The sequence below is a fragment of the Pseudoduganella rhizocola genome (genome assembly GCF_045984285.3).
Lineage (GTDB): Bacteria > Pseudomonadota > Gammaproteobacteria > Burkholderiales > Burkholderiaceae_D > Rugamonas.
On record NZ_JBJQIK030000002.1, the window covers coordinates 540660 to 566112 of the forward strand.

The window sequence follows — 25453 nt, forward strand, 5'->3', positions numbered from 1 at the left end:
TGCCGGTCGTCTGACGTGGCGCCGCTACGGTAACTTTATACGGAGTTGCCCTTGCCGCCATTTTTCGCTGGCCCAGCCGTTCCGGCCATCCTGGCCCTCGCTGACGGAACTATTTTCAAAGGTTATTCTATTGGCGCTGCCGGCCATACCACCGGTGAAGTCGTCTTTAATACCTCCATGACCGGATACCAGGAAATCCTGACCGATCCGAGCTATACCCGCCAGATCGTTACCCTGACTTATCCGCATATCGGCAACTACGGTATCAATACCGAAGACGTCGAAGCCGCCAAAGTGGCCGCCGCAGGCCTCATCATCCGCGACCTGCCGCTGATGGCATCGAATTTCCGCTCCACCCAATCCCTGTCCGATTACCTGAAGGCCGAGAATGTCGTGGCCATCGCCGGCATCGATACCCGCAAGCTGACCCGCCTGCTGCGCGAGAAGGGCGCACAGGGCGGCGCCATCCTCACCGGCACGCTGGGCAACGAGCCTTCCGTGGCGCAGGCTGTCGAGCTGGCGCGCTCCTTCCCGGGCCTGAGCGGCATGGACCTGGCCAAGGTGGTGTCCACCAAGACCGCTTACGAGTTCACTGAAACCGAATGGAAGCTGGGCCAAGGCTACGGCAAGCAGGAGAAGCCGCGCTTCCACGTGGTCGCTTTCGACTACGGCGTGAAGCGCAATATCCTGCGCATGCTGGCCGAGCGCGGCTGCAAAGTGACCGTGCTGCCGGCGGAATCCACCGCGGCCGATGCGCTGGCCCTGAACCCGGACGGCATCTTCCTGGCCAACGGCCCCGGCGACCCCGAGCCATGCGATTACGCGATCAAGGCTACCCGTGAACTGATGGAGAAGAAGATCCCGGTGTTCGGCATCTGCCTCGGCCACCAGATCATGGCCCTCGCTTCCGGCGCGAAGACGCTGAAGATGAAGTTCGGCCACCACGGCGCCAACCACCCGGTGCAGGACCTGGACAGCAAGCAGGTGCTCATCACCTCGCAGAACCACGGTTTCGCCGTGGATGCGGCCACGCTGCCGGCCAACTGCCGCGTCACCCACGTGTCGCTGTTCGACGGTTCGCTGCAGGGCTTCGCCCGCACCGACACCCCGGCCTTCTGCTTCCAGGGCCACCCTGAAGCATCGCCTGGTCCTACCGACGTCGCCTACCTGTTTGACCGCTTCATCTCGATGATGGAAGCCGCGGAGAAGAAATAAATGCCAAAACGTACAGACATTAAAAGCATCCTGATTATTGGCGCCGGCCCGATCATCATCGGCCAGGCCTGCGAATTCGACTACTCCGGCGCCCAGGCCTGCAAAGCCCTGCGCGAAGAGGGCTTCAAGGTCATCCTCGTCAACAGCAATCCCGCCACCATCATGACCGACCCGGAAATGGCGGACGTGACCTACATCGAGCCGATTACCTGGCAGGTGGTGGAACGCATCATCGCCAAGGAAAGGCCGGACGCCATCCTGCCGACCATGGGCGGCCAGACCGCGCTGAACTGCGCGCTGGACCTGCACCGCAACGGCGTGCTGGATAAATACAAGGTTGAACTGATCGGCGCGACGCCGGAAGCCATCGACAAGGCCGAAGACCGCTCCAAGTTCAAGGATGCGATGACCAGGATCGGCCTCGGCTCCGCCAAGTCCGGCGTGGCGCACTCCATGGACGAAGCCTGGGCCGTGCAGCGCGAAGTCGGTTTCCCGACCATCATCCGCCCGTCCTTCACCATGGGCGGCAGCGGCGGCGGCATCGCTTACAACGAAGAAGAGTTCGAGCAGATCTGCAAGCGCGGCCTGGAGGCCTCGCCGACCAATGAGCTGCTGATCGAGGAATCGCTGCTGGGCTGGAAAGAGTACGAGATGGAAGTGGTGCGCGACAAGGCGGACAACTGCATCATCATCTGCTCGATCGAAAACCTGGACCCGATGGGCGTGCACACCGGCGACTCCATCACCGTGGCGCCGGCGCAGACGCTGACCGACAAGGAATACCAGATCATGCGCAATGCCTCGCTGGCAGTGCTGCGCGAGATCGGCGTGGATACCGGCGGCTCCAACGTGCAGTTCTCGATCAATCCGAAGGACGGCCGCATGATCGTCATCGAGATGAATCCGCGCGTGTCGCGTTCCTCGGCGCTGGCCTCGAAAGCCACCGGCTTCCCGATCGCCAAGGTGGCGGCCAAGCTGGCCGTGGGCTTCACGCTGGATGAGCTGCGCAACGAGATCACCGGCGGCGCGACGCCTGCGTCCTTCGAGCCTTCGATCGACTACGTCGTCACCAAGATCCCGCGTTTCGCCTTCGAGAAATTCCCGAGCGCCGACAGCCACCTGACCACCCAGATGAAATCCGTGGGCGAAGTGATGGCCATCGGCCGTACCTTCCAGGAGTCCTTCCAGAAAGCCCTGCGCGGCCTGGAAGTGGGCGTGGACGGCATGAACGAAAAGACCAAGGACCGCGAGAAGCTGGAAGAGGAACTGGGCGAGCCTGGTCCTGAGCGTATCTGGTACGTGGGCGACGCCTTCGCACAGGGCTTCACGCTGGAAGAGGTGCACAACCTGACCCGCATCGACCCGTGGTTCCTCATCCAGATCAAGGAGATCGTGGACCTGGAACTGTGGCTGGATACCCAGAAGCTGGAAAACCTGGACCGCACCACGCTGTTCAAGCTCAAACAGAAGGGCTTCTCGGACCGCCGCCTGGCCTACCTGCTGCAGACCACGGACACCGAAGTGCGCAACAAGCGCCGCGAGCTGAATATCCGTCCGGTCTACAAGCGCGTGGACACCTGCGCCGCCGAGTTCTCGACCAACACGGCCTATATGTACTCCACCTATGACGAGGAGTGCGAGTCCGCGCCGACCGACAAGAAGAAGATCATGGTGCTGGGCGGTGGCCCGAACCGTATCGGCCAGGGCATCGAATTCGACTACTGCTGCGTGCACGCCGCGCTGGCCATGCGCGAAGACGGCTACGAGACCATCATGGTCAACTGCAACCCTGAAACCGTATCGACCGACTACGATACCTCCGACCGCCTGTACTTCGAGCCGCTGACGCTGGAAGATGTGCTGGAAATCGTGGACCTGGAAAAACCGGTCGGCGTGATCGTGCAATACGGCGGCCAGACCCCGCTGAAGCTGGCGCTGGACCTGGAAGCCAACGGCGTGCCTATCGTGGGCACCTCGCCGGACATGATCGACGCTGCCGAAGACCGCGAGCGTTTCCAGAAGCTGCTGCAGGACCTGGGCCTGCGCCAGCCGCCGAACCGCACCGCGCGCACCGAAGCCGACGCGCTGGCGCTGGCGCAGGAAATCGGCTACCCGCTGGTGGTGCGTCCTTCCTACGTGCTGGGCGGCCGTGCGATGGAAATCGTGCACGAGCAGCGCGACCTGGAACGCTATATGCGCGAAGCGGTCAAGGTGTCGAATGATTCGCCGGTGCTGCTGGACCGCTTCCTGAACGACGCCATCGAGTGCGACGTGGACTGCATCTCGGACGGTGAAACCACCTTCATCGGCGGCGTGATGGAACACATCGAACAGGCCGGCGTGCACTCGGGCGACTCCGCCTGCTCGCTGCCGCCTTACTCGCTGTCGCAGGAAACCATCGACGAAATGAAGCGCCAGACTTCGCTGATGGCCAAGGGCCTGAACGTGGTGGGCCTGATGAACGTGCAGTTCGCGATCCAGAAGCAGGATGGGCAGGATGTGGTCTATGTGCTGGAAGTGAACCCGCGCGCATCGCGTACCGTGCCGTATGTGTCGAAAGCGACCGGCCTGCAGCTGGCCAAGATCGCGGCGCGCTGCATGGTGGGCCAGAAGCTGGCGGAGCAGGGCGTGACCAAGGAAGTGGTGCCGCCTTACTACAGCGTGAAGGAAGCCGTGTTCCCGTTCGTGAAATTCCCGGGCGTGGACACCATCCTCGGCCCTGAGATGAAATCGACCGGTGAAGTGATGGGCGTGGGCAAGACCTTCGCGGAAGCCTTCGTGAAATCGCAGCTGGGCGCGGGCGTGAAGCTGCCGACCTCCGGCAAGGTGTTCCTGTCCGTGAAGGCGGCCGACAAGCCGCGCGCCGTGAAAGTGGCGCGCGACCTGGTCGATGCCGGCTTCACCCTGTGCGCCACCAAGGGCACGGCAGCGGTGATCGCGGCGGCCGGCCTGCCGGTAACGGCGGTGAACAAGGTGCTGGAAGGCCGTCCGCACGTGGTGGACATGATCAAGAACCACGAGATCGTCCTCGTCATCAACACGGTTGAAGAGAAACGCAACGCGATCTCGGACTCGCGTACAATCCGCACTTCGTCGCTGGCGGCGCGCGTCACCACCTACACGACCATTGCGGGCGCTGAGGCGGCGGTGGCCGGCATCCGCCATCTGGACGAGATGCACGTGTACGATTTACAAGGCCTGCATAAAACCTTACACTAAGCTCCTCGAGTAGCACGCAGGATCTTAATCACGGAGCCCGCGCCGCAGTCTGGCGCGGGCTCTGTGTTTTTTGAAATTTAATCAAGAGACAACCATGAATTCTGTTCCACTGACCAAATATGGCGCCGAGCTGCTGAAGGAAGAACTGCACCAGCTCAAAACCAAGGAGCGCCGCATTGTGATCGACGCGATCGCCGAAGCCCGTTCGCATGGCGACCTGTCGGAAAACGCAGAATATGACGCCGCCAAGGAGCGCCAGGCTTTCGTCGAAGGCCGCATCGCCGAGCTGGAAGGCAAATTGAGCAGCGCCCAGATCATCGATCCCTCGACGCTGGACGCGGACGGCCGCGTGGTGTTCGGCGCCACCGTGGACCTGGAAGACCTGGAGAATGGCCAGAAGGTCAGCTACCAGATCGTGGGCGTGGACGAGGCGGACATCAAGCTGAATAAAGTGTCCGTGACCTCGCCGATCGCCCGCGCGCTGATCGGCAAGTCGGCCGAGGACGTGGTGGAAGTGCAGGCCCCGAGCGGCCCGCGCGAGTACGAAATCCTCGAAGTGCGCTACGTCTGATGCTGCTGGCGCGCCTTCGCCTGCTGGTGGCCGTGGTCTGGGCGGGCAGCCTGTGGACCGTGGGCTACCTGGTGGCGCCCACGCTGTTCGCCACGCTCAGCGACCGCTCGCTGGCGGGCACGATTGCGGGCAGCATGTTCCATGTGCAGGCCATGGCTTCGCTGGTGTGCGGCCTGCTGCTGATGCTGTTGCTGTGGCTGGCCACGCCTGAGTGGCGTTCGGTGCGCCGGCGCAAGGTGCTGGCGATTATCGCGGCAATGCTGCTGTGTACCGTGGCGGTGCATTTCGGCCTGCAGCCGATGATGGCGGAGCTGCGGGCGACCGGGCTGGTGGAGGAGGCGGTGAAGAGCCGCTTCGGGCTGCTGCACGGGGTGTCCAGCGTGATCTATCTCGTGGAGAGCTTTTTGGCGGTTTGGCTGCTGATCTCAGTCACCGACTGAGTTGCCGGAAATTGGGGACAGACCCGGATTTCAAAAATCCGGGTCTGTCCCCAATTTCCGGCGAGCCGCGGACTTAGGCGAGCGCCTTCTTGCTGCTGGTCTGGCGCTTCTTGGCGCGCTTGATATTGCCGCCCTGGGTCACGCGTTCATTACCCTTCAGCAGAACCTTGCTCACGGTCGGCTTCTTGGTGCCGCTTGGGCTGGGCTTGACGATGGTAACGGTGCGCATGCCTTTGCCGGCCTTGGCGTTGCCGGTCTTCTCGGTTTCCTTCTTCGGGCGGTACAGCACCAGCAGCTTGCCGATGTGCTGCACCGGCGCCGCATCCAGCTCCGCGCAGATGGTTTCATACATTTCGATGCGGGCTTCGCGGTCGTCGCCGAAAACGCGGACCTTGATCAGGCCGTGCGAATCCAGGCCCAGTTCGATTTCCTTCATCACGGCGGGGGTGAGGCCCGCTTCGCCAATCATGACGATAGGTTTCAGGCCGTGCGCTTCGGCGCGCAGTGCGCTGCGCTCGACAGGTGTCAGGTTCAACATATTGATTTTTCAGTGGTTCTCTTAAAAGCAGTATTCTACGCGAATGGCAAAGAACAAATTAAATAAAAACTGGTTGCACGACCATATCAACGACCCCTACGTGAAGGCGGCCCAGAAGGACGGCTACCGCGCGCGGGCCGCGTACAAGCTCAAGGAGATCGACGAAGACGCCAAACTGATCAAGCCCGGCCAGGTCATTGTGGACCTGGGCTGCACCCCCGGCAGCTGGGGCCAGTACGTGCGCCGCAAGCTGGCGGGCGGGGAGGACGGGGGCATCAACGGCACCATGATCGGCCTTGATATTTTGCCAATGGAACCCATCGCCGACATGCACTTCATCCAGGGCGACTTCCGCGAGCAGGAAGTGCTCGACCGGCTGGCCGACGTGCTGCAGGGGCGCAAGGCGGACCTGGTGCTGTCCGACATGGCGCCCAACCTGTCCGGCATTGCCATCGCCGACGCGGCGCGCATGGAAGACCTGATCGACATTGCAATTGAGTTTTCTCAACATCATATGAAACCCGGCGGCGCCTTGCTGGTCAAATGTTTCAAGGACATGGGTTTTACCCAGATCGTTGAAAAATTCCGCCGTGAATTCAAGACGGTGGCGCAGAAAAAACCGAAGGCGAGCCGCGATAAATCTTCGGAAATCTTCCTGCTGGGCCGCGGATTGAAAAATCCGGTAGAAAATTGATAATCTGACCCTTGTTTTCGGCCATCCAAGCCGCACATCGGCCCGGAAAGGTGGTGTTTCGCTGCTTTTCCCGCACCTTTGGGGCAGGTTTCTTAGCACGGCCTGCTTATTGCGAGTAAAATGATTCGAGCTACAGGTAACAGGTGCGCAGGCATCCGAAGGAGTTTTCGTGAATAATATGTTTTCCAAATCCGCTATCTGGGTGGTAGTGGCGCTTCTGCTGTTCATGCTGTTCAAGCAATTCGACAGCAGCCATGGCACCGCGGGTGGCAGCAAGACCATCCCTTATTCCGACCTGCTGGATGACATCAAGGCTAAGCGCATCAAGGACCTGGTCATCGAAGGCAATACCATCGCCGCAACCCGTACCGACGACTCGCGCGTCCGTGCCACGGCCACCTATCTCGACCGCGGCCTGATCGGCGACCTGCGCGACAACGGCGTGCGCTTCGACGTGCGTCCGCCCGAGGAGCCATCGTTCCTGCAGCAGGTGTTCGTGTCCTGGTTCCCGATGCTGCTGCTGATCGGCGTGTGGATCTTCTTCATGCGCCAGATGCAGGGCGGCGGCAAGGGCGGGGCCTTCAGCTTCGGCAAGTCCAAGGCGCGCATGCTCGATGAAACGAATAACACCGTCACTTTCGCCGACGTGGCAGGCTGCGACGAAGCGAAAGAGGAAGTCACCGAGATCGTGGACTTCCTGAAAGACCCGACCAAGTTCCAGAAACTGGGCGGCCGCATTCCGCGCGGCGTGCTGATGGTCGGTCCTCCGGGTACCGGTAAAACCCTGCTGGCGCGCGCCATTGCTGGCGAAGCGAAAGTGCCTTTCTTCTCGATCTCCGGTTCGGACTTCGTTGAAATGTTCGTCGGCGTCGGCGCAAGCCGCGTGCGCGACATGTTCGAGAACGCGAAGAAGCACTCCCCATGCATTATCTTCATCGACGAGATCGACGCTGTCGGCCGCCACCGCGGCGCCGGCATGGGCGGCGGTAACGACGAGCGCGAACAGACCCTGAACCAGCTGCTGGTGGAGATGGACGGTTTCGAAGCTTCCTCCGGCGTGATCGTGATTGCCGCGACCAACCGCGCGGACGTGCTGGACAAGGCGCTGCTGCGTCCGGGCCGTTTCGACCGCCAGGTGTCCGTGGGCCTGCCGGATATCCGCGGCCGCGAACAGATCCTGAACGTGCACATGCGCAAAGTGCCGATCGGCACCGACGTGAAGGCCGACATCCTGGCGCGCGGCACCCCGGGCTTCTCCGGCGCCGACCTGGCCAACCTGGTCAACGAGGCAGCCCTGTTTGCGGCCCGCCGCAGCAAGCGCCTGGTGGACATGCAGGACTTCGAGGACGCGAAGGACAAGATCTTCATGGGCCCGGAACGCAAGTCCATGGTGATCCGCGAAGAGGAACGCCGCAACACGGCATACCACGAGTCGGGCCACGCCGTGGTGGCGAAGCTGCTGCCGAAGGCCGACCCGGTGCACAAGGTAACGATCATGCCGCGCGGCTGGGCCCTGGGCCTGACCTGGCAGCTGCCTGAGCACGACAAGATCTCCGGCTACAAGGACAAGATGCTGGAAGAGATTTCCATCCTGTTCGGCGGCCGTATCGCGGAAGAGCTGTTCGTGGGCCAGATGTCGACCGGCGCCGCCAACGACTTCTCGCGCGCCACCAAGCTGGCCCGCTCGATGGTGACGCGCTTCGGCATGTCCGATTCGCTGGGCGTGATGGTGTACGAGGACGAGCAGAACGAAGGCTTCCTCGGCGGTTCCAACAAGACCATCTCGGAAGCGACCCAGCAGAAGGTGGATGCGGAAATCCGCAACATCCTGGACTCGCAGTACGCGCTGGCCCGCAAGCTGCTGGACGAGAACCGCGACAAGGTCGAAATGATGACCAAGGCCCTGCTGGAATGGGAAACCATCGACGCGGACCAGATCAACGACATCATGGCCGGCCAGGAGCCGCGTCCGCCGAAAGCCGGCGTCACGCTGCGCAAGCAGCCGAGCGGCGACGGCCCATCGGCTTCGCCGAACGCCACCGCTCCGGCCTGATAGCGCACGCCGCATCAGCATAGAAAGGGTGAGGAGGAATCCTCGCCCTTTTCGTTTTCAGAACGCCATGCCTACCATTCCATTCGGCCGCTTCAATTTCCCGGCGCAGCGCGCGCTCGTGATGGGCATCCTCAATGTGACGCCCGATTCCTTTTCCGACGGCGGCCAGTTCGCCTCCCTCGACTACGCCATTTCGCACGCGGAGCAGATGATCCGCGACGGCGTGGACATCATCGACGTGGGCGGCGAATCCACCCGGCCCGGCGCGCCGCCGGTGCCGCTGGAAGATGAGCTGCACCGCGTCATGCCCGTGCTGTATGCGCTGCGCGACTGTGGCAAGGCCATCTCGGTCGATACCTACAAGCCGCAGCTGATGCGCGAAGCGGTGCTGGCCGGCGTGGATATGATCAACGATATCAACGGCTTCCGCGCCGAGGGCGCCATCGAAGCGGTGCGCGACAGCGACTGTGCGCTGTGTATCATGCACATGCTTGATCAACCTGCAACCATGCAGCAGAAGCCGGAGTACGGCGACGTGGTGCGCGAGGTGACGGACTTCCTGCGCGGGCGCATCGAGGCCATGACGGCGGCCGGTATTGACCGGGGTCGCCTGTGGATCGATCCGGGCTTTGGCTTTGGCAAGACCGTCGAGCATAATTACGCTTTACTCAAGGCAGGCCGCCAGATGGTGGCCGAACTGGGCGTGCCGCTGCTGGCCGGCCTGTCGCGCAAGTCGATGATCGGCGCGGTGACGGGCAAGCCGGTGGAGCAGCGCCTGGCGGGCAGCATTGGCGGCGCGCTGGCCGCCGTGGCGCATGGCGCGCAGATCGTGCGGGTGCACGATGTGGCCGAAACGGTGGACGCGCTCAAGGTGTGGCAGGCAGCACATTAACGATAAAGGGACAAGAACATGGCACGTAAATACTTTGGCACCGACGGGGTGCGCGGACTGGTGGGCGAAGCCCCGATTACGCCCGATTTCGTGATGCGCCTCGGCTATGCCGCAGGCAAGGTGCTGGCGAAAACGGCCACCGCCGGCACGGCCCGTCCCACGGTGCTGATCGGCAAGGACACGCGTATCTCCGGCTATATGCTGGAAGCGGCGCTGGAAGCTGGTTTCGCCGCAGCCGGCGTGGACGTGATGCTGGCCGGCCCCATGCCCACGCCCGCCATCGCCTACCTGACCCGCGCGCTGCGCCTCTCGGCCGGTGTGGTGATCTCCGCCTCGCACAACCCCTTCCAGGACAATGGCATCAAGTTCTTCTCCGACCAGGGCACCAAGCTGCCGGACGCGGTGGAGCTGGACATTGAAGCCCAGATCGACCAGCCCATGAGCTGCGTGCCTTCCGAAAAGCTGGGCCGCGCCAAGCGCCTGGACGACGCGTCCGGCCGCTACATCGAATTCTGCAAGAGCACCTTCCCGAATGAACTGGACCTGCGCGGGCTGAAAATCGTGGTCGATTCCGCCCACGGCGCCGCCTACAATATCGCGCCGCACGTGTTCCACGAGCTGGGCGCCGAAGTGGTCTCCATTGGCAACAAGCCGGATGGCTTCAACATCAATGACGGCCACGGCGCCACCGCGCCGAAGGCCATGGCCGCCGCCGTGCTGGCGCATGACGCCGACCTCGGCATCGCGCTGGACGGCGATGCCGACCGCCTCATCATGTGCGACGCCAACGGCCGCCTCTATAACGGCGACGAACTGCTGTACGTGATGGTGATGGACCGCCTGGCTACCGGCCCGGTAGCGGGCGCCGTGGGCACGCTGATGACCAATATGGCGCTGGAAGTGGCGTTCAGGGAAAAAGGTATCGGCTTCGCGCGCGCCAAGGTGGGCGACCGCTACGTGCTGGAAGTGATGAAGGAAAAGGGCTGGATCCTGGGCGGGGAGGGCAGCGGCCACCTGCTGGCGCTGGACAAGCACACCACGGGCGACGGCATCGTCTCCGCGCTGCAGGTGCTGAGCGCCCTGAAGCGCAGCGGCAAGACGCTGGCGCAGATTGCCGGTGCGCTGGAGCTGTTCCCGCAGACCCTGATCAATGTGCGCGTGCCCGCCGGTTTCGACTGGCAGAAGAATCCGGCCATGGTGTCGGAGAAAGAGCGTGTGGAACAGGAGCTGGGCGATACCGGCCGCGTGCTGATCCGCGCCTCCGGCACCGAACCGCTGATCCGCGTGATGGTGGAAGCACGCGACGCCGAGCGCGCCCAGAGCATGGCGCGCCGGATTGCCGACAAGGTGGAACTGCCCGCCGCCGCTTAAGCGTCGTTGCCGCGCAGGCGGCAAGCCAGGAGAGTGCTGCACGGCATCAACATTGACTGCCCCCCTGGGGAGCGAGTATGATTGGTCTTATCGGAGTGTAGCGCAGCCCGGTAGCGCACCTGCTTTGGGAGCAGGGGGTCCAAGGTTCGAATCCTTGTACTCCGACCACATTCCGCAAGCGGGCTGTCACGTACAGCCCGCTTTTCATTTGTACCCCTACTGCCCATAGCTCAGTTGGATAGAGCATCAGCCTTCTAAGCTGAGGGTCGCTGGTTCGAACCCAGCTGGGCAGGCCATCACGTGTGGCAGCGCAGGCCCTGCATCATCTGTTCCACATCCCCACCAATGCGCCATCGTGGCGCGATGCACCACGAGCCCGATCTGCTCGAGCAGGACATGCTGTCCAGGCGCATCAGGCCGTGCGCTTGAGCTGGGAGCGTTTCAAGTGAGCCGCAACTGTACTTGCGGTAGAAAAGAGACATCTACCGCCAATTCGATTGAGGTTTTGAAGTCAGGAAATTATAGTGTCCTGGGCAAAACTAATAATCACATTCGGGGGAAATATGAATCTGCGTTTGCTATGCAGCGGCATCTTGTTGGCGAGCCTGGTGTCCTGTGGCGGCGGCAATGATGGCCCGGCAGTCGTCAGCAGCATCAATGTAACGAGTGGCAATAACCAGACTGCGGTGGCCGGCGCCAAGGTCGCCGACCCGATTGTGCTGACGCTGGTGGATGCAGGCGGCGCGCCGGTTGGCAATGCAAGCGCCACCGCTGCTGTGGCCACCGGAGGCGGCGCACTGGGCACCACTGCCTACACCAGCGACAGCGCGGGCAAGGTGACGATCAGCAGCTGGACACTGGGCACGGCGGCGGGCGACCAGACCCTCAGCATCACTTCCGCCAGCGCCAAAGCCACCGTGACGGCCAAGGCGACCGCCGGTGCGCCATCCAAGATCAGCGCGCTGCCGGACAATGTCACCAGCGGCAATATCGGCGCCGTGCTGGCCGCGCCCGGTGTTACCGTCACCGACTCCAACAATAATCCGGTGGCGAATACGGCTGTTACCTTCTCCGTGGCCGCCAACAGTGGCGTGCTCGCGGGCACCACTGCCACCACCAATGCTGCCGGCGTGGCCCGCGTACCGGGCTGGACGCTGGGCCCGGCCGTTGGCGTGCAGAAGTTGACGGCCAAGGCCGGCACGAGCGCCAGTGTGGATATTGCCGTCAACGCCACCCTGGCTGCCGGCTGCGTCAAGCAGCCTGTGGTGATCGGCGTGCCGGTGGCGGGGGCGTGGACAACGGACGATTGCAGCGACACTGCGCTGGCCCGTCTGTACGATGAATACACGCTGAAGCTGGGCGCCCCAACATCCTTCCGCGCCAAAGTGACTGCCGCCAGCGGCCGCCAGCTGCGCATCTTTACCGCTGCTGGGCGCGTGGTCGGCGAGATGCCGAGCGATGCCTTTGCCCCCGCTGCGCTGAACCCGCTGGAGCTCCAATACACGCTGCCGGCCGGCGACTTCCTGGTGCGCGTGTACACGCCGTCGCCTGCTGCGCCGGGCAGCTATACGCTGAGCCTGACCGACGACTTCTCGAATGCGATCAGCGATGCGGCGACGTGCCGCCCGATCATCTTCGCTACCTTCGGCAGCACGGTCACGCAGAACCTGAAGGCCGGCAACTGTTCCTTCATGGGCGACAACGAAGACCGTCTTGTGCTCCTGCTGAAGACCGGGGAAACGGTGTCGATCTCGCTGGCCACCACGGCATTCAGCCCCTACCTGATCCTGCGCGACGACCGCACGCCGACCAGCCCGGCCGTGGCGAGCGCGCGCCGGACTTCGCCGGGCACGGCCTCCCTGACCTATACCGCGACCTTCGATGGATTCCACGAGATTATTGTCACCAGCAATACCTTTGTGGAAGAGGGCGTTTATACGGTGACTGTCACCCAGCCCTGAGGCCGGCGGGCCCCACGCTGTCAGCCGTGCGGCCTGCGCTGGTTGGGGCAGGCCAGCACGCGCCTGATGGTGGCAAGGCCGATGCCATTGGTCGTGAGGAAGCGCACGGCGTCCCTGGGGCCGGTCGTTACCTGGATGGTCAGGCCCCGGTTGACGAGGTTTGCCGTGATGGCATCCATGCGTGAATACTTTCTGTTGGTACGCCCGCGCATTACTGATCCCTTGCTATCGATAATGATAGTAAGAGTCTAGCGAAAGTCGGGAAGCGCTGACGTACGCCAGCGCACATGCGGCGGCTAATCGGGCGTACGGCGCGACATCGAGTCCGTCAGCACGCGCTTGATGGTTTCGCTTTCCACGCGCTGTTCCACGAGATAGCGTACCGCCTCCGCCGACCCTGCGATTGCTTGCAGGGCCAGGCCATGGTTGATGATGGCTGCCTGGTGCTCGTCTTTACGATTGCAGATGGTAGCTGGGTGGTCCATGGTCGCTCTTCCTCCGAAGTCGAAACTCCAGTGTATGCAACTCCGCCGTGAAAATCGTTAACAAAGTGCAGTTTTGCTAGTCGAGCCTGTAATTATTTTTTGCTATCGATTGCGCAATCGTTTAGCTGTTGCGATTTTGAATCAATGCGGTTGAGAAATGTCAACTGGGCTATAAATGTACTGTGCTAGGCCCGCAGCGCCAGCCCGGCCGCGATCAGCAGCATGGTGGCGCCGGTCAGCGCTTCGATGCATTTCCAGGCCAGCGGCCGCGACAGCAATCCCGCGAAGCGTGCGGCGCCGAAACCCAGCAGGCTGAACCAGAGTAGGGAAGCCGTGATCGCGCCGCCCGCAAAGTGCAGCCGTTCCGCGGGTTCATAGCTGCCGCCGATCGAGCCCAGCAGCACTACCGTGTCCAGGTAAACATGGGGATTGAGCAGGGACATTGCCGCCACGCTGGCCAGCGCCGTTCTTGCGCCCACCTTGGCCACCTGGTCCGAGGCATCCAGCGCATTACTGCGCAATAAGTTGCGCCAGCTGCGCAAGCCATACCACACCAGGAAGGCGGCGCCGCCCCAGCGCGCCAGGGTGAGGGCGAGCGGCGAATCCTGGATCAGGGAACCGGCCCCCGCCACGCCGGCCGAAATCAGAACCGCATCGATCACGATGCAGCTCGCCACCGTCAGCAGCACATGCTGGCGCTGGACTCCCATGCGCAGCACATGCGCGTTCTGCGCGCCGATCGCCATGATCAGGCTTGCGCCCAGCCCCAAACCGCTCAGATAAGTACTCATACGTCCTCCTTGAAGACGTATGCTGGGGCCGGTACCTCCTGGTGTGAAGTAAAATTAATAAAATTCCACAAACATTAATTTTTCTAAAGGACGGCCATGAAGTTCGATTCCCGGCAATGCGAAGCCTTCCTGGCGGTGCTGGACATGGGCAGTTTCGAGCAGGCCGCGGCCCATCTGCACCTCACGCCTTCCGCCGTCTCGCAGCGTATCGGGGCGCTGGAGAGTGCCCTGGGCAGCCCTTTGCTCGTACGGAGCAGGCCCTGCCGTCCGACGGGCGCGGGGCGGCGCCTGCTGCAATACCTGCGCCGCGCCCGCCTGCTGGAAGAGGATTTCCTGTCCGATCTCGGCGATGCTGCCCTGGCCAGCAATATCTCCATCGCCGTCAATAACGACACGCTGGAAACCTGGCTGCTGCCTGCCATTGCCGGCTTCCTCGCCGAACAGCACCTGAATGTGGAAATAATTCTCGACGACCAGAACTACACATACGAACTGCTGGAAAATGGTTCGGCGGTAGCCGGTATTTCCACCCAGTCCAAAGCGATGCGCGGCTGCGCCATTGCAGCGCTGGGAATAATGCGCTACCGGATGCTGGCTTCGCCCGCATTCCGCGATAAATGGTTCGCGAATGGTTTTAATCGCGATTCGGCGAAAAAAGCCCCTGTGGCGATATTCAACCGCAAGGATTTATTGCAGACGGATTTTATTCGCAGCTATCTCGGCCTGCTGCCGGGACATTACCCGGTCCATTATGTTCCGGCCAGCGGTCCTTTCATGCAGGCCATTCGCGCCGGCATTGCCTACGGCATGCTCCCGGAACAGCAATACGGCGACCTGCTGAAGAAGGGGGAACTGGTCGATCTGGCGCCGGGAAAGTATGAGGACGTGCGCCTGTTCTGGCACTCCTGGCGCGTGCAGCCGCCGAACATCGAACGGCTCGGTGAGCGAATCGTCAACGCTGCGCGGGCCGCGCTTACCCAAGAGTAGATGGGCTCGTGCTGCTTTCTGGTTGAAACGCGCCATTTCCTGGCGCAAGAAGGGCGCAAACTGTAGTTTCCGTACGTCATCGTGGCGGCGGAGCGTGCCGGGGCTGCTAAGCTAATGCCATCGCACATTCCGCTCCCATTGCCCAAGGTTCCACATTGTCGTTTCCACCCCGCCTAGAAGAAGCGTATCAGGCCGACCTGTCGAAAGAAAAAGGACGGGTGGCCCGTCACACGAGTATTCTCTGCTCGCTGCTGTATCTCGCCTTTGGCGTGCTCGATATATGGGCGGTGCCATCCGCCTTGTTTGAAGCCTGGGTTATCCGCATTATTGTGGTGGGCCTGACCGCGCTGATATTCGTATTGACGCAGAGCCGGCCGGATTTCTTTGTCCGGCATTACCAGGCCATTACCATTTGCGAATACCTGATCTGGGGCGCGGGTATTGAAGCCATTATGCTGTTCTCGCATCCCGGCGACCTGGGATGGGGTGCTTATTATGCGGGCCTGATCCTGGTGTCGATGGCTTTATATTCCTGGACCTATTTGCCGCCGCGGATAGGCTGCACGGTCGGCTTCCTGCTGGCGCTCAGTTATATCTGGCTGGCCGTCGCCAGCCAGGAAATGCCCACGCGCGGCGAATGGGTGCTGCTGACGACCAATTGCTTCTTCCTGATCTCGGCCAATCTCATCGGCCTGTTTTCGCTGCTGATACGCGAGCGCTTCTCGCGCCAGGCCTTCCTGCTGAAAAACGCGCTGCACCGCGACCTGAAAATCGAAGAGGAGGCGCGGCGCCAGAGCGACTACATTTCCGAGCACGATCCGCTGACCGGCCTGCCCAACCGTATCCGCTTCATGCGCCAGCTCGGCTGCATGCTGGAGCCGGGGCAGCCGCCGGTGGCCGTGCTGTTCATCGACCTGGACGGCTTCAAGCCCATCAACGACAACTACGGCCACGCGGCCGGCGACACGGTGCTGGTGCAGATCGCGCGCCGCATCCGCGAATGCATCCGCACCAGCGACCTGGCGGCGCGCATGGGCGGGGACGAATTCGTGGTGGCGCTGCCGCAGCCCGAGGGCAATGCGGCAGTGGTGGAGCGGGTCAAGGAGGCGCTGCTACAGTCCATCTCCCAGCCGCTGGACGCCAACGGCCATACGGTGCGCATCGGCGCCAGCGTTGGCGTGGCCCTGAGCCGGGATCACTCGGTGACTGCGGAAGAACTGCTGGCCCGGTCGGACCAGCATATGTATGAAGTGAAGCGTGCCCGCAAGCGCGTGCCCGCCGCATCTTAGTAGGTGTAGAACATGCGCTGAATGTCTTTGGTGCTGTTCGTTTTGGTCAGTGCCAGCATCAGCAGGATGCGCGCCTTCTGCGGGTTCAGCGTGTCCGCCACCACGAAGTCCAGCTCATCGTCGTTCGCCTCGCCGTTGCGTGCGAGGATGCCATTGCCGACGCGGCTGCCGCGCACGATGATGGTCCCTTTCTTGCGCGCGGCGACCAGGCCGGGCTTCACTTTCGCTGCCACGCTGCCGTCGCCGGTGCCGGCGTGGATGATGCCTTTCGCGCCTGCGGCCACGAAAGCGTCCAGCGCCACGGTGTTCATATTCGCGTAGCCGTACACGATGTCCACTTGCGGCAGCGACTGCAGCGCGCTGATATCGAATTCCGTGTCGGCCGTGTGCTTGCGGGTCGACGTGCGGTAGAAGAAGGCTTTGCCGCCCTGTACATAGCCCAGCATGCCCAGTTCAGGGGTCTTGAAGCTGTCCGGCGTCGAGGTATTGGTTTTGGTGACGTCGCGCGCAGCGTGGATCTGGTCGCCCAGTGCCAGCATCACGCCCTTGTTGACGGCATCGGCGCTGCCCGCCACCAGCACGGCGTTAAACAGGTTGATCGGGCCATCGGCAGAGAGGGCGGTGGAAGGGCGCATGGCGCCCACCAGCACCACCGGCTTGCGGCTCTTCACCACCAGGTTCAGGAAGTAGCCGGTTTCTTCCAGCGTGTCCGTACCGTGGGTGATGACGATGCCGTCCACGTTCGGCTGCGCGAGCAGCGCATTCACGCGCTTGCCCAGCGTGAGCCAGTGCTCGTTGGTCATGCTTTCGCTGGCGATCTGGAACACCTGCTCGCCCGTCACATTCGCCACTTTCGTCAGCTCCGGCACGGCCTGGATCAGCTGCTGCACACCCACGGTGGCCGCGGTGTAGCCAACGGTGGTGGTGCTGGTGGCGCCGGTGCCCGCAATGGTGCCGCCGGTGGCGAGTATCATCACATTAGGCAGTTTTTGCGCTGCAGCAGTGCTGGCAAGCAGCAGCAGGCCGAACAGTGTCGCGAAGTACTGCGCCGTTTTTTGTCGAAGCATGCCATCTCCCTTTTGGGTTGAAAAAGAATGACGGGCATCTTATCAACAATTTACTCTTGGCATAAGACGCTGTTTGTTGCATATTGGCGTATCTGCAGAATATGCATGTGGGGGTGAAGTGGAGACAGACGCACTCAGGCTGGCGGTCGTGATGCAACGAAAGCCGCTCGCGAGCCGCTGGCAGCCTTACCATTGGTCACCTCTCGAAGTTTTCATCGAGCCTGACTTTCCGGCCGGTCCGCCGCGGGAACTGCGCGGCGGCGAGGACGATACGCGCTGGCTGTTCAGCGGTTTCGAGCTGCGGCTATACAGCGACGAGGCGGAAGGCTATTTCCTGAACGCCGATAGCGGCGCACCGTGCTGGTTCATCATGTGGCGCCCCGAGCAGCTCGACGGCCAGGAAGTGGCCGTTCCGCGTTTCGTCACGCTGTCCTATAACGAGGCGGCGCGCCTGATGGATGGCGGGGAGCAGGTGGATACCTTGCCGGTGCCGGAATGGATCGCCGACCATCTGAAACAGTTCGTGCAGGAGTGGTACCGCCCAGAACCCAAGCGCAAGCGCCGGAAGCCTTCCTTCGAAGGGGGCGCCGGCGTGGAGCGCATGGCGCGTGCCGAAGGAGAACGCCATGGCGGCTGAAACCTTCTTTGCGCGCTGGTCGCGGCGCAAGACGGAGGCCGCAGCCGAGCTGGCGCCCGCGGATGCGGAGCAGCCGCCAGCCATTGAACCCGAGCCGCTTCCCGCGCCGACACTGGAACAGCTTTCCGCCCTGGGCCACCACGACGACCTCACTCCCTTCGTTGCGCGCGGCGTGGATGAAAGCGTGCGCCGCGCCGCCATGAAAAAGCTGTTCACCGACCCGCACTTCAACGTGATGGACGGCCTCGATATCTATATCGGCGACTACAGCAAGCCCGATCCGATCCCGGCCGCCATGCTGGCCGCGCTCACCCATGCCAAAGACTTGCTGAATCCCCTGTTCCGTTACGTCGAGGAAGAACAGGAGAAGAAGGAAGAAGCCCAAGCCCCAAGCCAGGAAGACGATGAACGCCCGAATCAAAGTATGTAGCTGCAACCGTACCATGCCGCTGGACGGCGCGGCGCTTGGCGATGCGCTGGACACGCCGCTGGCGCCCGCATCGCAGCTGTGCCGCCGCGAAGTAGGCCAGTATCTGGAAGCCCTGGATGGCAGCGAACGCCTGGTTGTCGCCTGCACCCAGGAACAGCCGCTGTTCTCCGAACTGGCGGAGCAGAAGAACACCGTGGCCCCGATCCGCTTCGTGAATATCCGCGAAACCGGAGGGTGGGGCGCCGAAGCGCAGCAGGCCACGCCGAAGATGGCGGCCTTGCTGGCCGCCGCGCGCCTGCCGGACCCCGAGCCGGTGCCGGAAGTCGAATACCATTCGGAAGGACGCGCCTTGCTGCTCGGCCCTGCCGCGCGCGTGCTGCCGTGGGCGAAGCGCCTGCAGGGCCAGCTGGATGTGAGCGTGCTCCTCACCGATACGCAAGGCGCGCAGCTGCCTGCCCATCACGACTGGCCCACGCATTCGGGCAGCGGTGTCAGGATCAGCGGCTACCTTGGCGCCTTCAGCGTCAGCTGGCAGCAATCCAATCCCATCGACCTCGATCTCTGCACGCGCTGCAATGCCTGCGTGAAGGCCTGCCCCGAAAATGCGATTGGCCTCGATTACCAGGTCAGGCTGAGCGCATGCACTTCGCATCAGGACTGCGTGGCCGCCTGCGGCGCCATCGGCGCCATCGATTTCGCGCGCCGCGATACGGAACGCGAGGCGGAGTTCGACCTCATATTCGACCTGGGCGAGCAGCCCCTGATCACGCTGCACCAGCCGCCGCAGGGCTATTTCGCGCCCGGCACATCGGAAGCGAAAGCGGCCGACATGGCGCAGGCCATGGCCGGCATGGTAGGCACGTTCGGCAAACCCAAATTTTTCCAGTACAAGGAAAGCATCTGCGCCCACAGCCGCAACCAGAAAACCGGCTGCAATGCCTGTATCGACGTGTGCTCCGCGCAGGCGGTAAGCCATCATGGCGACCATATCAAGGTCAATCCCAACCTGTGCGTGGGCTGCGGCGCCTGCACCACCGTGTGCCCGTCGGGCGCGCTGACCTATGCCTATCCCCGCGCTTCCGACCAGGGTGCGCGCATCCGCACCATGCTGTCCACGTATGCAAAGGCGGGCGGCAAGCGCCCGGCGCTGCTGCTGCACAGCGAGCAGGGCGGGGCGGCGCTGGTGCAGGAGCTCGGACGGCAGGCCGGCGCCGGCCTGCTGCGCGGACTGCCCGCGCGCATCATCCCGCTGGCGCTGCATCATGTGGCGTCGGCCGGTATCGATATCTGGCTGGCTGCAGTGGCCTACGGCGCGTCGAATGTGATGGTGCTGAGCACCGGCGAAGAGGCGCCGCAGTACATCGATGCGCTGCGCGCGCAGATCGGCATTGCGCAAGCCATCCTTACGGAGCTCGGCTACGCAGGCGAACATATCGCGCTGCTGCAGGCCGCCGATGCCGCCACGCTGGACAGCGCGCTGCGCCGCTGCGAAGCGGGCCAGGCGCCGCAGGAGGCGGCAGCTTTCAATATCGCGCCCGCCAAGCGCACCACGCTCGATTTCGTGTTCGATCACCTGCTGAAGCACGCGCCGCAGCCGAAGCAGGAGCTGGCGCTGCCTGCCGGCGCTCCCTTCGGCACGCTGGCCGTCAACAAGGACGCCTGCACGCTGTGCATGGCCTGCGTCGGCGCCTGTCCCGAATCCGCGCTGGCCGACAACCCGAGCCTGCCGCAGCTGCGCTTCACCGAGACCAACTGCGTGCAGTGCGGCCTGTGCGAAAAGACCTGCCCGGAAAACGCCATTTCGCTCACGCCGCGCCTGCTGCTCGCGCCGGAAGCGAAGCAGCCGCGCGTGATGAACGAAGCGCAGCCGTATCACTGCATCCGCTGCGAAAAGCCCTTCGGCACCTTGCAGATGGTGGAGAACATGGTGGCAAAGCTTTCCTCGCACGGCGCCTTTGCGGCGAACCTGGACCGGCTGCGCATGTGCGGCGACTGCCGCGTGGTCGACATGATGCAGCCTGCAAAAGAAGTCTCCATCTTTGAGGTGAAGCGCTAATGGAAACCAGCCTGCAATTCGAAACGCCGGACCGTGGCGAAGAGGCCGCGCGCGCAGACCTGTACGGCCTGCTGGCCGTGCTGTTCTACCAGCCGCCCACCAATGAGATTCTCGATTCCATCGCCGAGGCGCCGTCGGACGGCGTGGGCGAACTGCCGGACGTGTGGCGCGAACTGCAGCGCGCCTGCAGGGAGTCCGATCCGGAACGCGCGCGCGATGAATACGAGGCGCTGTTCATCGGCGTCGGCAAGCCGGAGATCTTCCTGTACGGCTCCTGGTACCTGTCGGGCTTCATGATGGAGAAGCCGCTGGCCCAGCTGCGTTCGGACCTGCTTGCCCTGGGCCTGGAGCGGGAAGACGACGTCACCGAAAGTGAAGACCATATCTCTTCACTATGCGAGGTGATGCGGCACCTGATCACCAGCGAAGATGTGCTGCATGGCAGCATCGCAACGCAGAAACAATTTTTTGCCGCGCATATGCAGCCCTGGGTGCAGGCCTTCTGCGCCACCGTTATCCAGCATCCGCAGGCGCGCTTCTACGCTCCGGTGGCGCGGCTGGCCCAGGCGTTCTTCGCCATCGAGATGCAGGCCTTCGATATGGCATCGCTACAGGAATGAAATAAATTTTTAATTGTGTTAAGGTTTTACAGACGTAATAATTGAGCAATACAACCTGTCTGAGGAGACACGGATGTCCACCCAAGCAAAACCGTCACGCCGAAGCTTCTTTACCGGATTGGGCGCAGTTGCCGCCGCCGGTGTCGCCGTCAAGTTGGCGTCCAAACCTGCCGAGCTTCCCGCTGCGGAGCCGGAAGCCGCAGATCCGGGCGGTACGGGATACCGCCTTAGCGAACACATCAAAAAATACTACCGTACCGCCAAACTCTGAGTTGGAAGGGGACTCACCATGCTGCTGACACGTAAAGGGCCTGCGGGCCAGCGTTCGTCCGGCCGTTTCGCTGCTGGCCTGAGCGAAAGCCTGTCGCGCGCGCTGCCTACCATGGACCGCCGCGCTTTCCTCAAACGTTCCGGTATCGGCGTTGGCGCCGGCCTGGCGATTTCGCAGACGCCCTTGCTGCGCAAGGCCCGCGCGGCCGATGCGCCGGCCGCAGGCGCAAAAGCGAAGCATGAGGTGAAACGCACCGTCTGCACCCACTGCTCGGTGGGCTGCGCGGTGGACGCCGTCGTGGAAAACGGTGTGTGGGTGCGCCAGGAGCCGGTCTTCGATTCGCCCATCAACCTTGGCGCGCATTGCGCGAAAGGCGCGGCGCTGCGCGAGCACGGGCACGGCGAATACCGCCTGAAATATCCGATGAAGCTGGTGAACGGCAAATACCAGCGCATCAGCTGGGATGTGGCGCTGCAGGAGATTGCGGATCGCCTGCTGGACACGCGCAAGAAGAACGGGCCGGACTCGGTGTTCTGGGTGGGCTCGTCCAAGCACAATAATGAACAGGCCCAGCTGCTGCGCAAGTTCGTGTCCTTCTTCGGCACCAATAACTGCGACCACCAGGCCCGCATCTGCCACTCGACCACGGTGGCGGGGGTTGCGAACACCTGGGGCTACGGCGCCATGACCAACAGCTACAACGACATGCAGTTCTCCAAGGCCGTGATGTATATCGGCTCGAACGCTGCCGAGGCGCACCCGGTCTCCATGCTGCACATGCTGCATGCGAAGGAGGGCGGCGCGAAGATGATCGTGGTCGATCCGCGCTACACCCGCACGGCGGCCAAGTCCGACCAGTATGTGCGCATCCGTTCCGGTTCGGACATCCCTTACCTGTACGGCATGCTGTACCACATCTTCAAGAACGGCTGGGAAGACAAGCAGTACATCAACGACCGCGTGTTCGGCATGGACAAGGTGCGCGAAGAGGTGATGAAGTGGACCCCGGACCGCGTGGAAGAAGCCTGCGGCGTGCCGGAAGCGGAAGTGTTCAAGGCCGCCGAAACGATGGCGATGAACCGGCCGTCCTCGGTGGTATGGTGCATGGGCCAGACCCAGCACACGACCGGCAATGCCATCGTGCGCGCCTCCTGCCTGCTGCAGCTCGCGCTGGGCAATGTGGGCAAGTCCGGCGGCGGCACCAATATCTTCCGCGGTCACGACAATGTGCAGGGCGCCACCGACGTGGGCCCGAACCCGGATTCGCTGCCCGGCTACTACGGCCTTGCCGCCGGCGCCTGGAAGCACTGGTGCGCGGTGTGGGGCGTGGACTACGAATGGGTGAAGAGCCAGTTCGCCTCCCAGGCCATGATGGAGAAGTCCGGCACCACGGTGTCGCGCTGGGTCGATGCGGTGCTGGAAAAGAATGAGCTGATCGACCAGGACAGCAATGTGAAGGCCATGGTGTTCTGGGGCCACGCGCCGAACTCACAGACGCGCGGTCTGGAAATGAAGAAGGCCTTCGATGCGCTCGATACGCTGGTGGTGATCGACCCTTATCCATCGGCTACCGCCGCCATGGCGGCGATGAAGGTGGATGGCCAGGAGATCAATCCGAACCGCGCCGTCTACCTGCTGCCGGCCGCCACGCAGTTCGAAACTTCCGGCTCGGTGACGGCGTCGAACCGTTCGATCCAGTGGCGCGAGAAGGTCATCGAGCCGCTGTTCGAATCGCGCACCGACCACATGATCATGTACCAGCTGGCCGAGAAGCTGGGCTTCGCCAAGCAGCTGGTGGCGAAGATCAAGCTGGTGCCGGGCAAGGGCGGCATGATGGAGCCGGAACCGGAGGACATGCTGCGCGAGATCAACCGCGGCAGCTGGACCATCGGCTACACCGGCCAGTCGCCGGAGCGCCTGAAAGCGCATATGCGCAATATGCACCTGTTCGATGTGAAGACCTTGCGCGCAAAAGGCGGCAAGGACCCGGTCACGGGCTACGACCTCACGGGCGACTACTTCGGCCTGCCCTGGCCTTGCTACGGCACGCCGGAACTCAAGCATCCCGGTTCGCCCAACCTCTACGACAACAGCCGCCACGTGATGGACGGCGGCGGCAACTTCCGCGCCAACTTCGGCGTGGAGAAGGACGGCGTCAGCCTGCTGGCGGAAGACGGCTCGCATTCCGTGGGCGCCGACATCACCACCGGCTATCCGGAATTCGACCACGTGCTGCTGAAGAAACTGGGCTGGTGGGACGACCTCACCGAAGCCGAGAAGAAGGCGGCGGAAGGCAAGAACTGGAAGACCGACCTGTCGGGCGGCATCCAGCGCGTCTGCCTCAAGGTGCACGGCGTGCACCCCTTCGGCAACGCCAAGGCGCGCGCGGTGGTATGGAATTTCCCCGACCCGGTGCCGGTGCACCGCGAGCCGCTGTTCGGCACCCGGCCCGACCTGATGGCGAAATACCCGACGCACGACGACAAGAAGGCCTTCTGGCGCATGCCCACGCTGTACAAGTCGGTGCAGCAGAAGAACGTGGAAGCAGGGCTGGACAAGAAATTCCCGATCATCCTCACCTCCGGCCGCCTGGTCGAATACGAGGGCGGCGGCGAAGAGACCCGTTCCAACCCATGGCTGGCCGAACTGCAACAGGAGAATTTCGTCGAAATCAATCCGAAGGCAGCGAACGACCGCGGCATCCGCAATGGCGAATACGTGGTGGTGTCCACGCCGACGGGGGCGCGCATCAAGGTACGCGCGCTGGTTACGCCGCGCGTGGGACCGGATACGGCCTTCATTCCCTTCCACTTCTCAGGCTGGTGGCAGGGTAAGGATATGCTGGAGTTCTATCCGGAAGGCGCGGCGCCTATCGTGCGCGGCGAGGCGGTCAACACGGCCACCACCTACGGTTACGACTCCGTCACCATGATGCAGGAAACCAAAACAACGATCTGCAACATCGAACGTTTCACCGCCTGAAGGGGACACCATGGCACGCATGAAATTTATCTGCGATACCGAGCGCTGCATCGAATGCAATAGCTGCGCCACGGCTTGCAAGAACGAGCATGAAGTCCCGTGGGGCGTGAACCGCCGCCGCGTGGTCACCATCAACGACGGCGTGGTGGGGCAGGAGAAATCGGTCTCCGTGGCCTGCATGCACTGCTCGGACGCGCCCTGCATGGCGGTGTGCCCGGTGGACTGCTTCTACCGCACCGACGAAGGCGTGGTGCTGCACAACAAGGACGCCTGCATCGGCTGCGGCTACTGCTCCTATGCCTGCCCCTTCGGCGCGCCGCAGTTCCCGTCCAACGGCACCTTCGGCCTGCGCGGCAAGATGGACAAGTGCACCTTCTGCGCCGGCGGTCCGGAAGAAAACGGCTCGCAGGCGGAATTCGAAAAATATGGCCGCAACCGCCTGGCCGAAGGCAAGCTGCCGGCCTGCGCCGAGATGTGCTCGACCAAGGCCCTGCTGGGCGGCGACGGCGACGTGGTTGCCGATATCTTCCGCACCCGCGTGATCACGCGCGGCAAGGGCAGCGAAGTGTGGGGCTGGGGCACGGCCTACGGCAAATCGCCAAACCCCGAGGCGACTGGCCCGCAAGGAGGCAAATCATGAAGCGCACCGCAGCTGTAGCAGCCATGCTGGCGCTGGCCCTGTCGGCCTGCGGCGAGATCGACCAGGCGAAAGCCGGCGCCGCGGTGGAACGCGGGGACGACGCGGCCTACAAGGGCGCGCCGGGCGACATGAACGTGGCCAAGGGCTGGACGCCGGGCTCGAAGGATGCCTGGAACAAGCAGGTGCGCGAACGCGGCCAGCTGCAGAACGAGTACAACCGCATCAGCGCGCGATAAGCGGAGGT

At 63.0% G+C, this 25453-nt stretch carries 24 protein-coding genes and 2 tRNA genes; 21 read left to right on the forward strand and 5 right to left on the reverse strand.

What is annotated here, in order from left to right:
* Window positions 1–51 precede the first annotated feature (51 nt).
* The 4 genes from carA (at window position 52) to ACJRPG_RS06190 (ending at window position 5445) form a co-directional block, all read left to right on the forward strand.
* A complete protein-coding gene (gene carA, locus ACJRPG_RS06175) occupies window positions 52–1215 on the forward strand; it encodes a glutamine-hydrolyzing carbamoyl-phosphate synthase small subunit (protein WP_407999165.1) in 1164 nt (387 codons plus the stop codon).
* Window positions 1216–4434, forward strand: a complete 3219-nt coding sequence (gene carB, locus ACJRPG_RS06180; RefSeq protein ID WP_407999166.1) for a carbamoyl-phosphate synthase large subunit — start codon at window positions 1216–1218, stop codon at window positions 4432–4434. It begins immediately after the preceding gene.
* A 94-nt stretch (window positions 4435–4528) separates the two neighbouring features.
* A complete protein-coding gene (gene greA / locus ACJRPG_RS06185) occupies window positions 4529–5005 on the forward strand; it encodes a transcription elongation factor GreA (RefSeq protein ID WP_407999167.1) in 477 nt (158 codons plus the stop codon).
* Window positions 5005–5445, forward strand: a complete 441-nt coding sequence (locus ACJRPG_RS06190; protein WP_407999168.1) for a DUF4149 domain-containing protein — start codon at window positions 5005–5007, stop codon at window positions 5443–5445. The genes greA and ACJRPG_RS06190 overlap by 1 nt, the downstream gene beginning before the upstream one ends.
* Window positions 5446–5518: 73 nt before the next feature.
* Here the strand turns inward: ACJRPG_RS06190 and yhbY are convergent, their stop codons facing one another.
* Window positions 5519–5983 carry a ribosome assembly RNA-binding protein YhbY gene (yhbY, locus tag ACJRPG_RS06195; protein ID WP_407999169.1) on the reverse strand — a complete coding sequence of 155 codons (465 nt, stop codon included), beginning with the start codon at window positions 5981–5983 and terminating at the stop codon, window positions 5519–5521.
* Window positions 5984–6026: 43 nt separating this feature from the next.
* Between yhbY and ACJRPG_RS06200 the strand changes: the two genes are divergently transcribed.
* From ACJRPG_RS06200 to ACJRPG_RS06230, 7 genes are all read left to right on the forward strand, one after another.
* Window positions 6027–6677 carry an RlmE family RNA methyltransferase gene (locus ACJRPG_RS06200; RefSeq protein WP_407999170.1) on the forward strand — a complete coding sequence of 217 codons (651 nt, stop codon included), beginning with the start codon at window positions 6027–6029 and terminating at the stop codon, window positions 6675–6677.
* Between the two features lie 169 nt (window positions 6678–6846).
* Window positions 6847–8730 carry an ATP-dependent zinc metalloprotease FtsH gene (gene ftsH / locus ACJRPG_RS06205; RefSeq protein ID WP_407999171.1) on the forward strand — a complete coding sequence of 628 codons (1884 nt, stop codon included), beginning with the start codon at window positions 6847–6849 and terminating at the stop codon, window positions 8728–8730.
* Window positions 8731–8797: 67 nt separating this feature from the next.
* Window positions 8798–9622: a dihydropteroate synthase gene (gene folP / locus ACJRPG_RS06210; protein ID WP_407999172.1), complete on the forward strand. Its 825-nt coding sequence runs from the start codon at window positions 8798–8800 to the stop codon at window positions 9620–9622.
* 18 nt (window positions 9623–9640) lie between these two features.
* Window positions 9641–10993 carry a phosphoglucosamine mutase gene (gene glmM, locus ACJRPG_RS06215; RefSeq protein WP_407999173.1) on the forward strand — a complete coding sequence of 451 codons (1353 nt, stop codon included), beginning with the start codon at window positions 9641–9643 and terminating at the stop codon, window positions 10991–10993.
* A gap of 91 nt (window positions 10994–11084) precedes the next feature.
* Window positions 11085–11161, forward strand: a tRNA-Pro gene (locus tag ACJRPG_RS06220).
* Between the two features lie 51 nt (window positions 11162–11212).
* Window positions 11213–11289: transfer RNA gene (locus ACJRPG_RS06225), tRNA-Arg, on the forward strand.
* Between the two features lie 267 nt (window positions 11290–11556).
* Window positions 11557–12954, forward strand: coding sequence for a hypothetical protein (locus ACJRPG_RS06230; protein ID WP_407999174.1), 1398 nt, complete (start codon window positions 11557–11559; stop codon window positions 12952–12954).
* Window positions 12955–12974: 20 nt separating this feature from the next.
* Here the strand turns inward: ACJRPG_RS06230 and ACJRPG_RS06235 are convergent, their stop codons facing one another.
* The 3 genes from ACJRPG_RS06235 to ACJRPG_RS06245 all read right to left on the reverse strand — a co-directional run bounded on the left by ACJRPG_RS06235 (window position 12975) and on the right by ACJRPG_RS06245 (window position 14230).
* Window positions 12975–13166, reverse strand: a complete 192-nt coding sequence (locus ACJRPG_RS06235; RefSeq protein ID WP_407999175.1) for a hypothetical protein — start codon at window positions 13164–13166, stop codon at window positions 12975–12977.
* 84 nt (window positions 13167–13250) lie between these two features.
* Window positions 13251–13439: a hypothetical protein gene (locus ACJRPG_RS06240; protein ID WP_407999176.1), complete on the reverse strand. Its 189-nt coding sequence runs from the start codon at window positions 13437–13439 to the stop codon at window positions 13251–13253.
* A 185-nt stretch (window positions 13440–13624) separates the two neighbouring features.
* Window positions 13625–14230 carry a LysE/ArgO family amino acid transporter gene (locus ACJRPG_RS06245; RefSeq protein ID WP_407999177.1) on the reverse strand — a complete coding sequence of 202 codons (606 nt, stop codon included), beginning with the start codon at window positions 14228–14230 and terminating at the stop codon, window positions 13625–13627.
* 96 nt (window positions 14231–14326) lie between these two features.
* Between ACJRPG_RS06245 and ACJRPG_RS06250 the strand changes: the two genes are divergently transcribed.
* Together ACJRPG_RS06250 and ACJRPG_RS06255 are read left to right on the forward strand one after the other, a co-directional pair.
* Window positions 14327–15217: a LysR family transcriptional regulator ArgP gene (locus tag ACJRPG_RS06250; RefSeq protein ID WP_407999178.1), complete on the forward strand. Its 891-nt coding sequence runs from the start codon at window positions 14327–14329 to the stop codon at window positions 15215–15217.
* A gap of 155 nt (window positions 15218–15372) precedes the next feature.
* The gene (locus ACJRPG_RS06255; protein WP_407999179.1) at window positions 15373–16506 is read left to right on the forward strand and encodes a diguanylate cyclase domain-containing protein; all 1134 of its coding nucleotides are present in this window, start codon (window positions 15373–15375) and stop codon (window positions 16504–16506) included.
* Here ACJRPG_RS06255 and ACJRPG_RS06260 read toward each other — a convergent pair.
* Window positions 16503–17573, reverse strand: coding sequence for a type II asparaginase (locus ACJRPG_RS06260; RefSeq protein WP_407999180.1), 1071 nt, complete (start codon window positions 17571–17573; stop codon window positions 16503–16505). The genes ACJRPG_RS06255 and ACJRPG_RS06260 overlap by 4 nt on opposite strands.
* Before the next feature lie 151 nt (window positions 17574–17724).
* On the opposite strand from ACJRPG_RS06260, the gene ACJRPG_RS06265 reads away from it, so the two are divergent.
* The 8 genes from ACJRPG_RS06265 to ACJRPG_RS06300 all read left to right on the forward strand — a co-directional run bounded on the left by ACJRPG_RS06265 (window position 17725) and on the right by ACJRPG_RS06300 (window position 25445).
* Window positions 17725–18210, forward strand: coding sequence for a DUF3305 domain-containing protein (locus ACJRPG_RS06265; protein WP_407999181.1), 486 nt, complete (start codon window positions 17725–17727; stop codon window positions 18208–18210).
* Window positions 18200–18640, forward strand: a complete 441-nt coding sequence (locus tag ACJRPG_RS06270; RefSeq protein WP_407999182.1) for a DUF3306 domain-containing protein — start codon at window positions 18200–18202, stop codon at window positions 18638–18640. The genes ACJRPG_RS06265 and ACJRPG_RS06270 overlap by 11 nt, the downstream gene beginning before the upstream one ends.
* A complete protein-coding gene (locus ACJRPG_RS06275) occupies window positions 18615–20696 on the forward strand; it encodes a 4Fe-4S binding protein (RefSeq protein ID WP_407999183.1) in 2082 nt (693 codons plus the stop codon). The genes ACJRPG_RS06270 and ACJRPG_RS06275 overlap by 26 nt, the downstream gene beginning before the upstream one ends.
* On the forward strand, window positions 20696–21316 hold the full coding sequence (locus tag ACJRPG_RS06280) for a TorD/DmsD family molecular chaperone (RefSeq protein ID WP_407999184.1): 621 nt from the start codon (window positions 20696–20698) through the stop codon (window positions 21314–21316). The genes ACJRPG_RS06275 and ACJRPG_RS06280 overlap by 1 nt, the downstream gene beginning before the upstream one ends.
* A gap of 73 nt (window positions 21317–21389) precedes the next feature.
* A complete protein-coding gene (locus ACJRPG_RS06285; RefSeq protein ID WP_407999185.1) occupies window positions 21390–21587 on the forward strand; it encodes a hypothetical protein in 198 nt (65 codons plus the stop codon).
* An 18-nt stretch (window positions 21588–21605) separates the two neighbouring features.
* Complete coding sequence (locus ACJRPG_RS06290) at window positions 21606–24569, forward strand: formate dehydrogenase subunit alpha (RefSeq protein ID WP_407999186.1); 2964 nt, start codon at window positions 21606–21608, stop codon at window positions 24567–24569.
* Window positions 24570–24579: 10 nt separating this feature from the next.
* Complete coding sequence (fdh3B, locus tag ACJRPG_RS06295; RefSeq protein ID WP_407999187.1) at window positions 24580–25209, forward strand: formate dehydrogenase FDH3 subunit beta; 630 nt, start codon at window positions 24580–24582, stop codon at window positions 25207–25209.
* Window positions 25206–25445: a hypothetical protein gene (locus ACJRPG_RS06300; protein ID WP_407999188.1), complete on the forward strand. Its 240-nt coding sequence runs from the start codon at window positions 25206–25208 to the stop codon at window positions 25443–25445. Before fdh3B ends, ACJRPG_RS06300 begins: the two co-directional genes overlap by 4 nt.
* Window positions 25446–25453: the final 8 nt, after the last annotated feature.

Bases quoted from the DNA above. Each gene is read 5' to 3' on its own strand.
- carB (WP_407999166.1), top strand. From the start codon at position 1,216: ATGCCAAAACGTACAGACATTAAAAGCATCCTGATTATTGGCGCCGGC.
- greA (WP_407999167.1), top strand. From the start codon at position 4,529: ATGAATTCTGTTCCACTGACCAAATATGGCGCCGAGCTGCTGAAGGAA.
- ACJRPG_RS06190 (WP_407999168.1), top strand. From the start codon at position 5,005: ATGCTGCTGGCGCGCCTTCGCCTGCTGGTGGCCGTGGTCTGGGCGGGC.
- yhbY (WP_407999169.1), bottom strand. From the start codon at position 5,983: ATGTTGAACCTGACACCTGTCGAGCGCAGCGCACTGCGCGCCGAAGCG.
- ACJRPG_RS06200 (WP_407999170.1), top strand. From the start codon at position 6,027: ATGGCAAAGAACAAATTAAATAAAAACTGGTTGCACGACCATATCAAC.
- folP (WP_407999172.1), top strand. From the start codon at position 8,798: ATGCCTACCATTCCATTCGGCCGCTTCAATTTCCCGGCGCAGCGCGCG.
- glmM (WP_407999173.1), top strand. From the start codon at position 9,641: ATGGCACGTAAATACTTTGGCACCGACGGGGTGCGCGGACTGGTGGGC.
- ACJRPG_RS06230 (WP_407999174.1), top strand. From the start codon at position 11,557: ATGAATCTGCGTTTGCTATGCAGCGGCATCTTGTTGGCGAGCCTGGTG.
- ACJRPG_RS06235 (WP_407999175.1), bottom strand. From the start codon at position 13,166: ATGCGCGGGCGTACCAACAGAAAGTATTCACGCATGGATGCCATCACG.
- ACJRPG_RS06240 (WP_407999176.1), bottom strand. From the start codon at position 13,439: ATGGACCACCCAGCTACCATCTGCAATCGTAAAGACGAGCACCAGGCA.
- ACJRPG_RS06245 (WP_407999177.1), bottom strand. From the start codon at position 14,230: ATGAGTACTTATCTGAGCGGTTTGGGGCTGGGCGCAAGCCTGATCATG.
- ACJRPG_RS06250 (WP_407999178.1), top strand. From the start codon at position 14,327: ATGAAGTTCGATTCCCGGCAATGCGAAGCCTTCCTGGCGGTGCTGGAC.
- ACJRPG_RS06260 (WP_407999180.1), bottom strand. From the start codon at position 17,573: ATGCTTCGACAAAAAACGGCGCAGTACTTCGCGACACTGTTCGGCCTG.
- ACJRPG_RS06265 (WP_407999181.1), top strand. From the start codon at position 17,725: ATGCAACGAAAGCCGCTCGCGAGCCGCTGGCAGCCTTACCATTGGTCA.
- ACJRPG_RS06270 (WP_407999182.1), top strand. From the start codon at position 18,200: ATGGCGGCTGAAACCTTCTTTGCGCGCTGGTCGCGGCGCAAGACGGAG.
- ACJRPG_RS06275 (WP_407999183.1), top strand. From the start codon at position 18,615: ATGAACGCCCGAATCAAAGTATGTAGCTGCAACCGTACCATGCCGCTG.
- ACJRPG_RS06280 (WP_407999184.1), top strand. From the start codon at position 20,696: ATGGAAACCAGCCTGCAATTCGAAACGCCGGACCGTGGCGAAGAGGCC.
- ACJRPG_RS06285 (WP_407999185.1), top strand. From the start codon at position 21,390: ATGTCCACCCAAGCAAAACCGTCACGCCGAAGCTTCTTTACCGGATTG.
- ACJRPG_RS06290 (WP_407999186.1), top strand. From the start codon at position 21,606: ATGCTGCTGACACGTAAAGGGCCTGCGGGCCAGCGTTCGTCCGGCCGT.
- fdh3B (WP_407999187.1), top strand. From the start codon at position 24,580: ATGGCACGCATGAAATTTATCTGCGATACCGAGCGCTGCATCGAATGC.
- ACJRPG_RS06300 (WP_407999188.1), top strand. From the start codon at position 25,206: ATGAAGCGCACCGCAGCTGTAGCAGCCATGCTGGCGCTGGCCCTGTCG.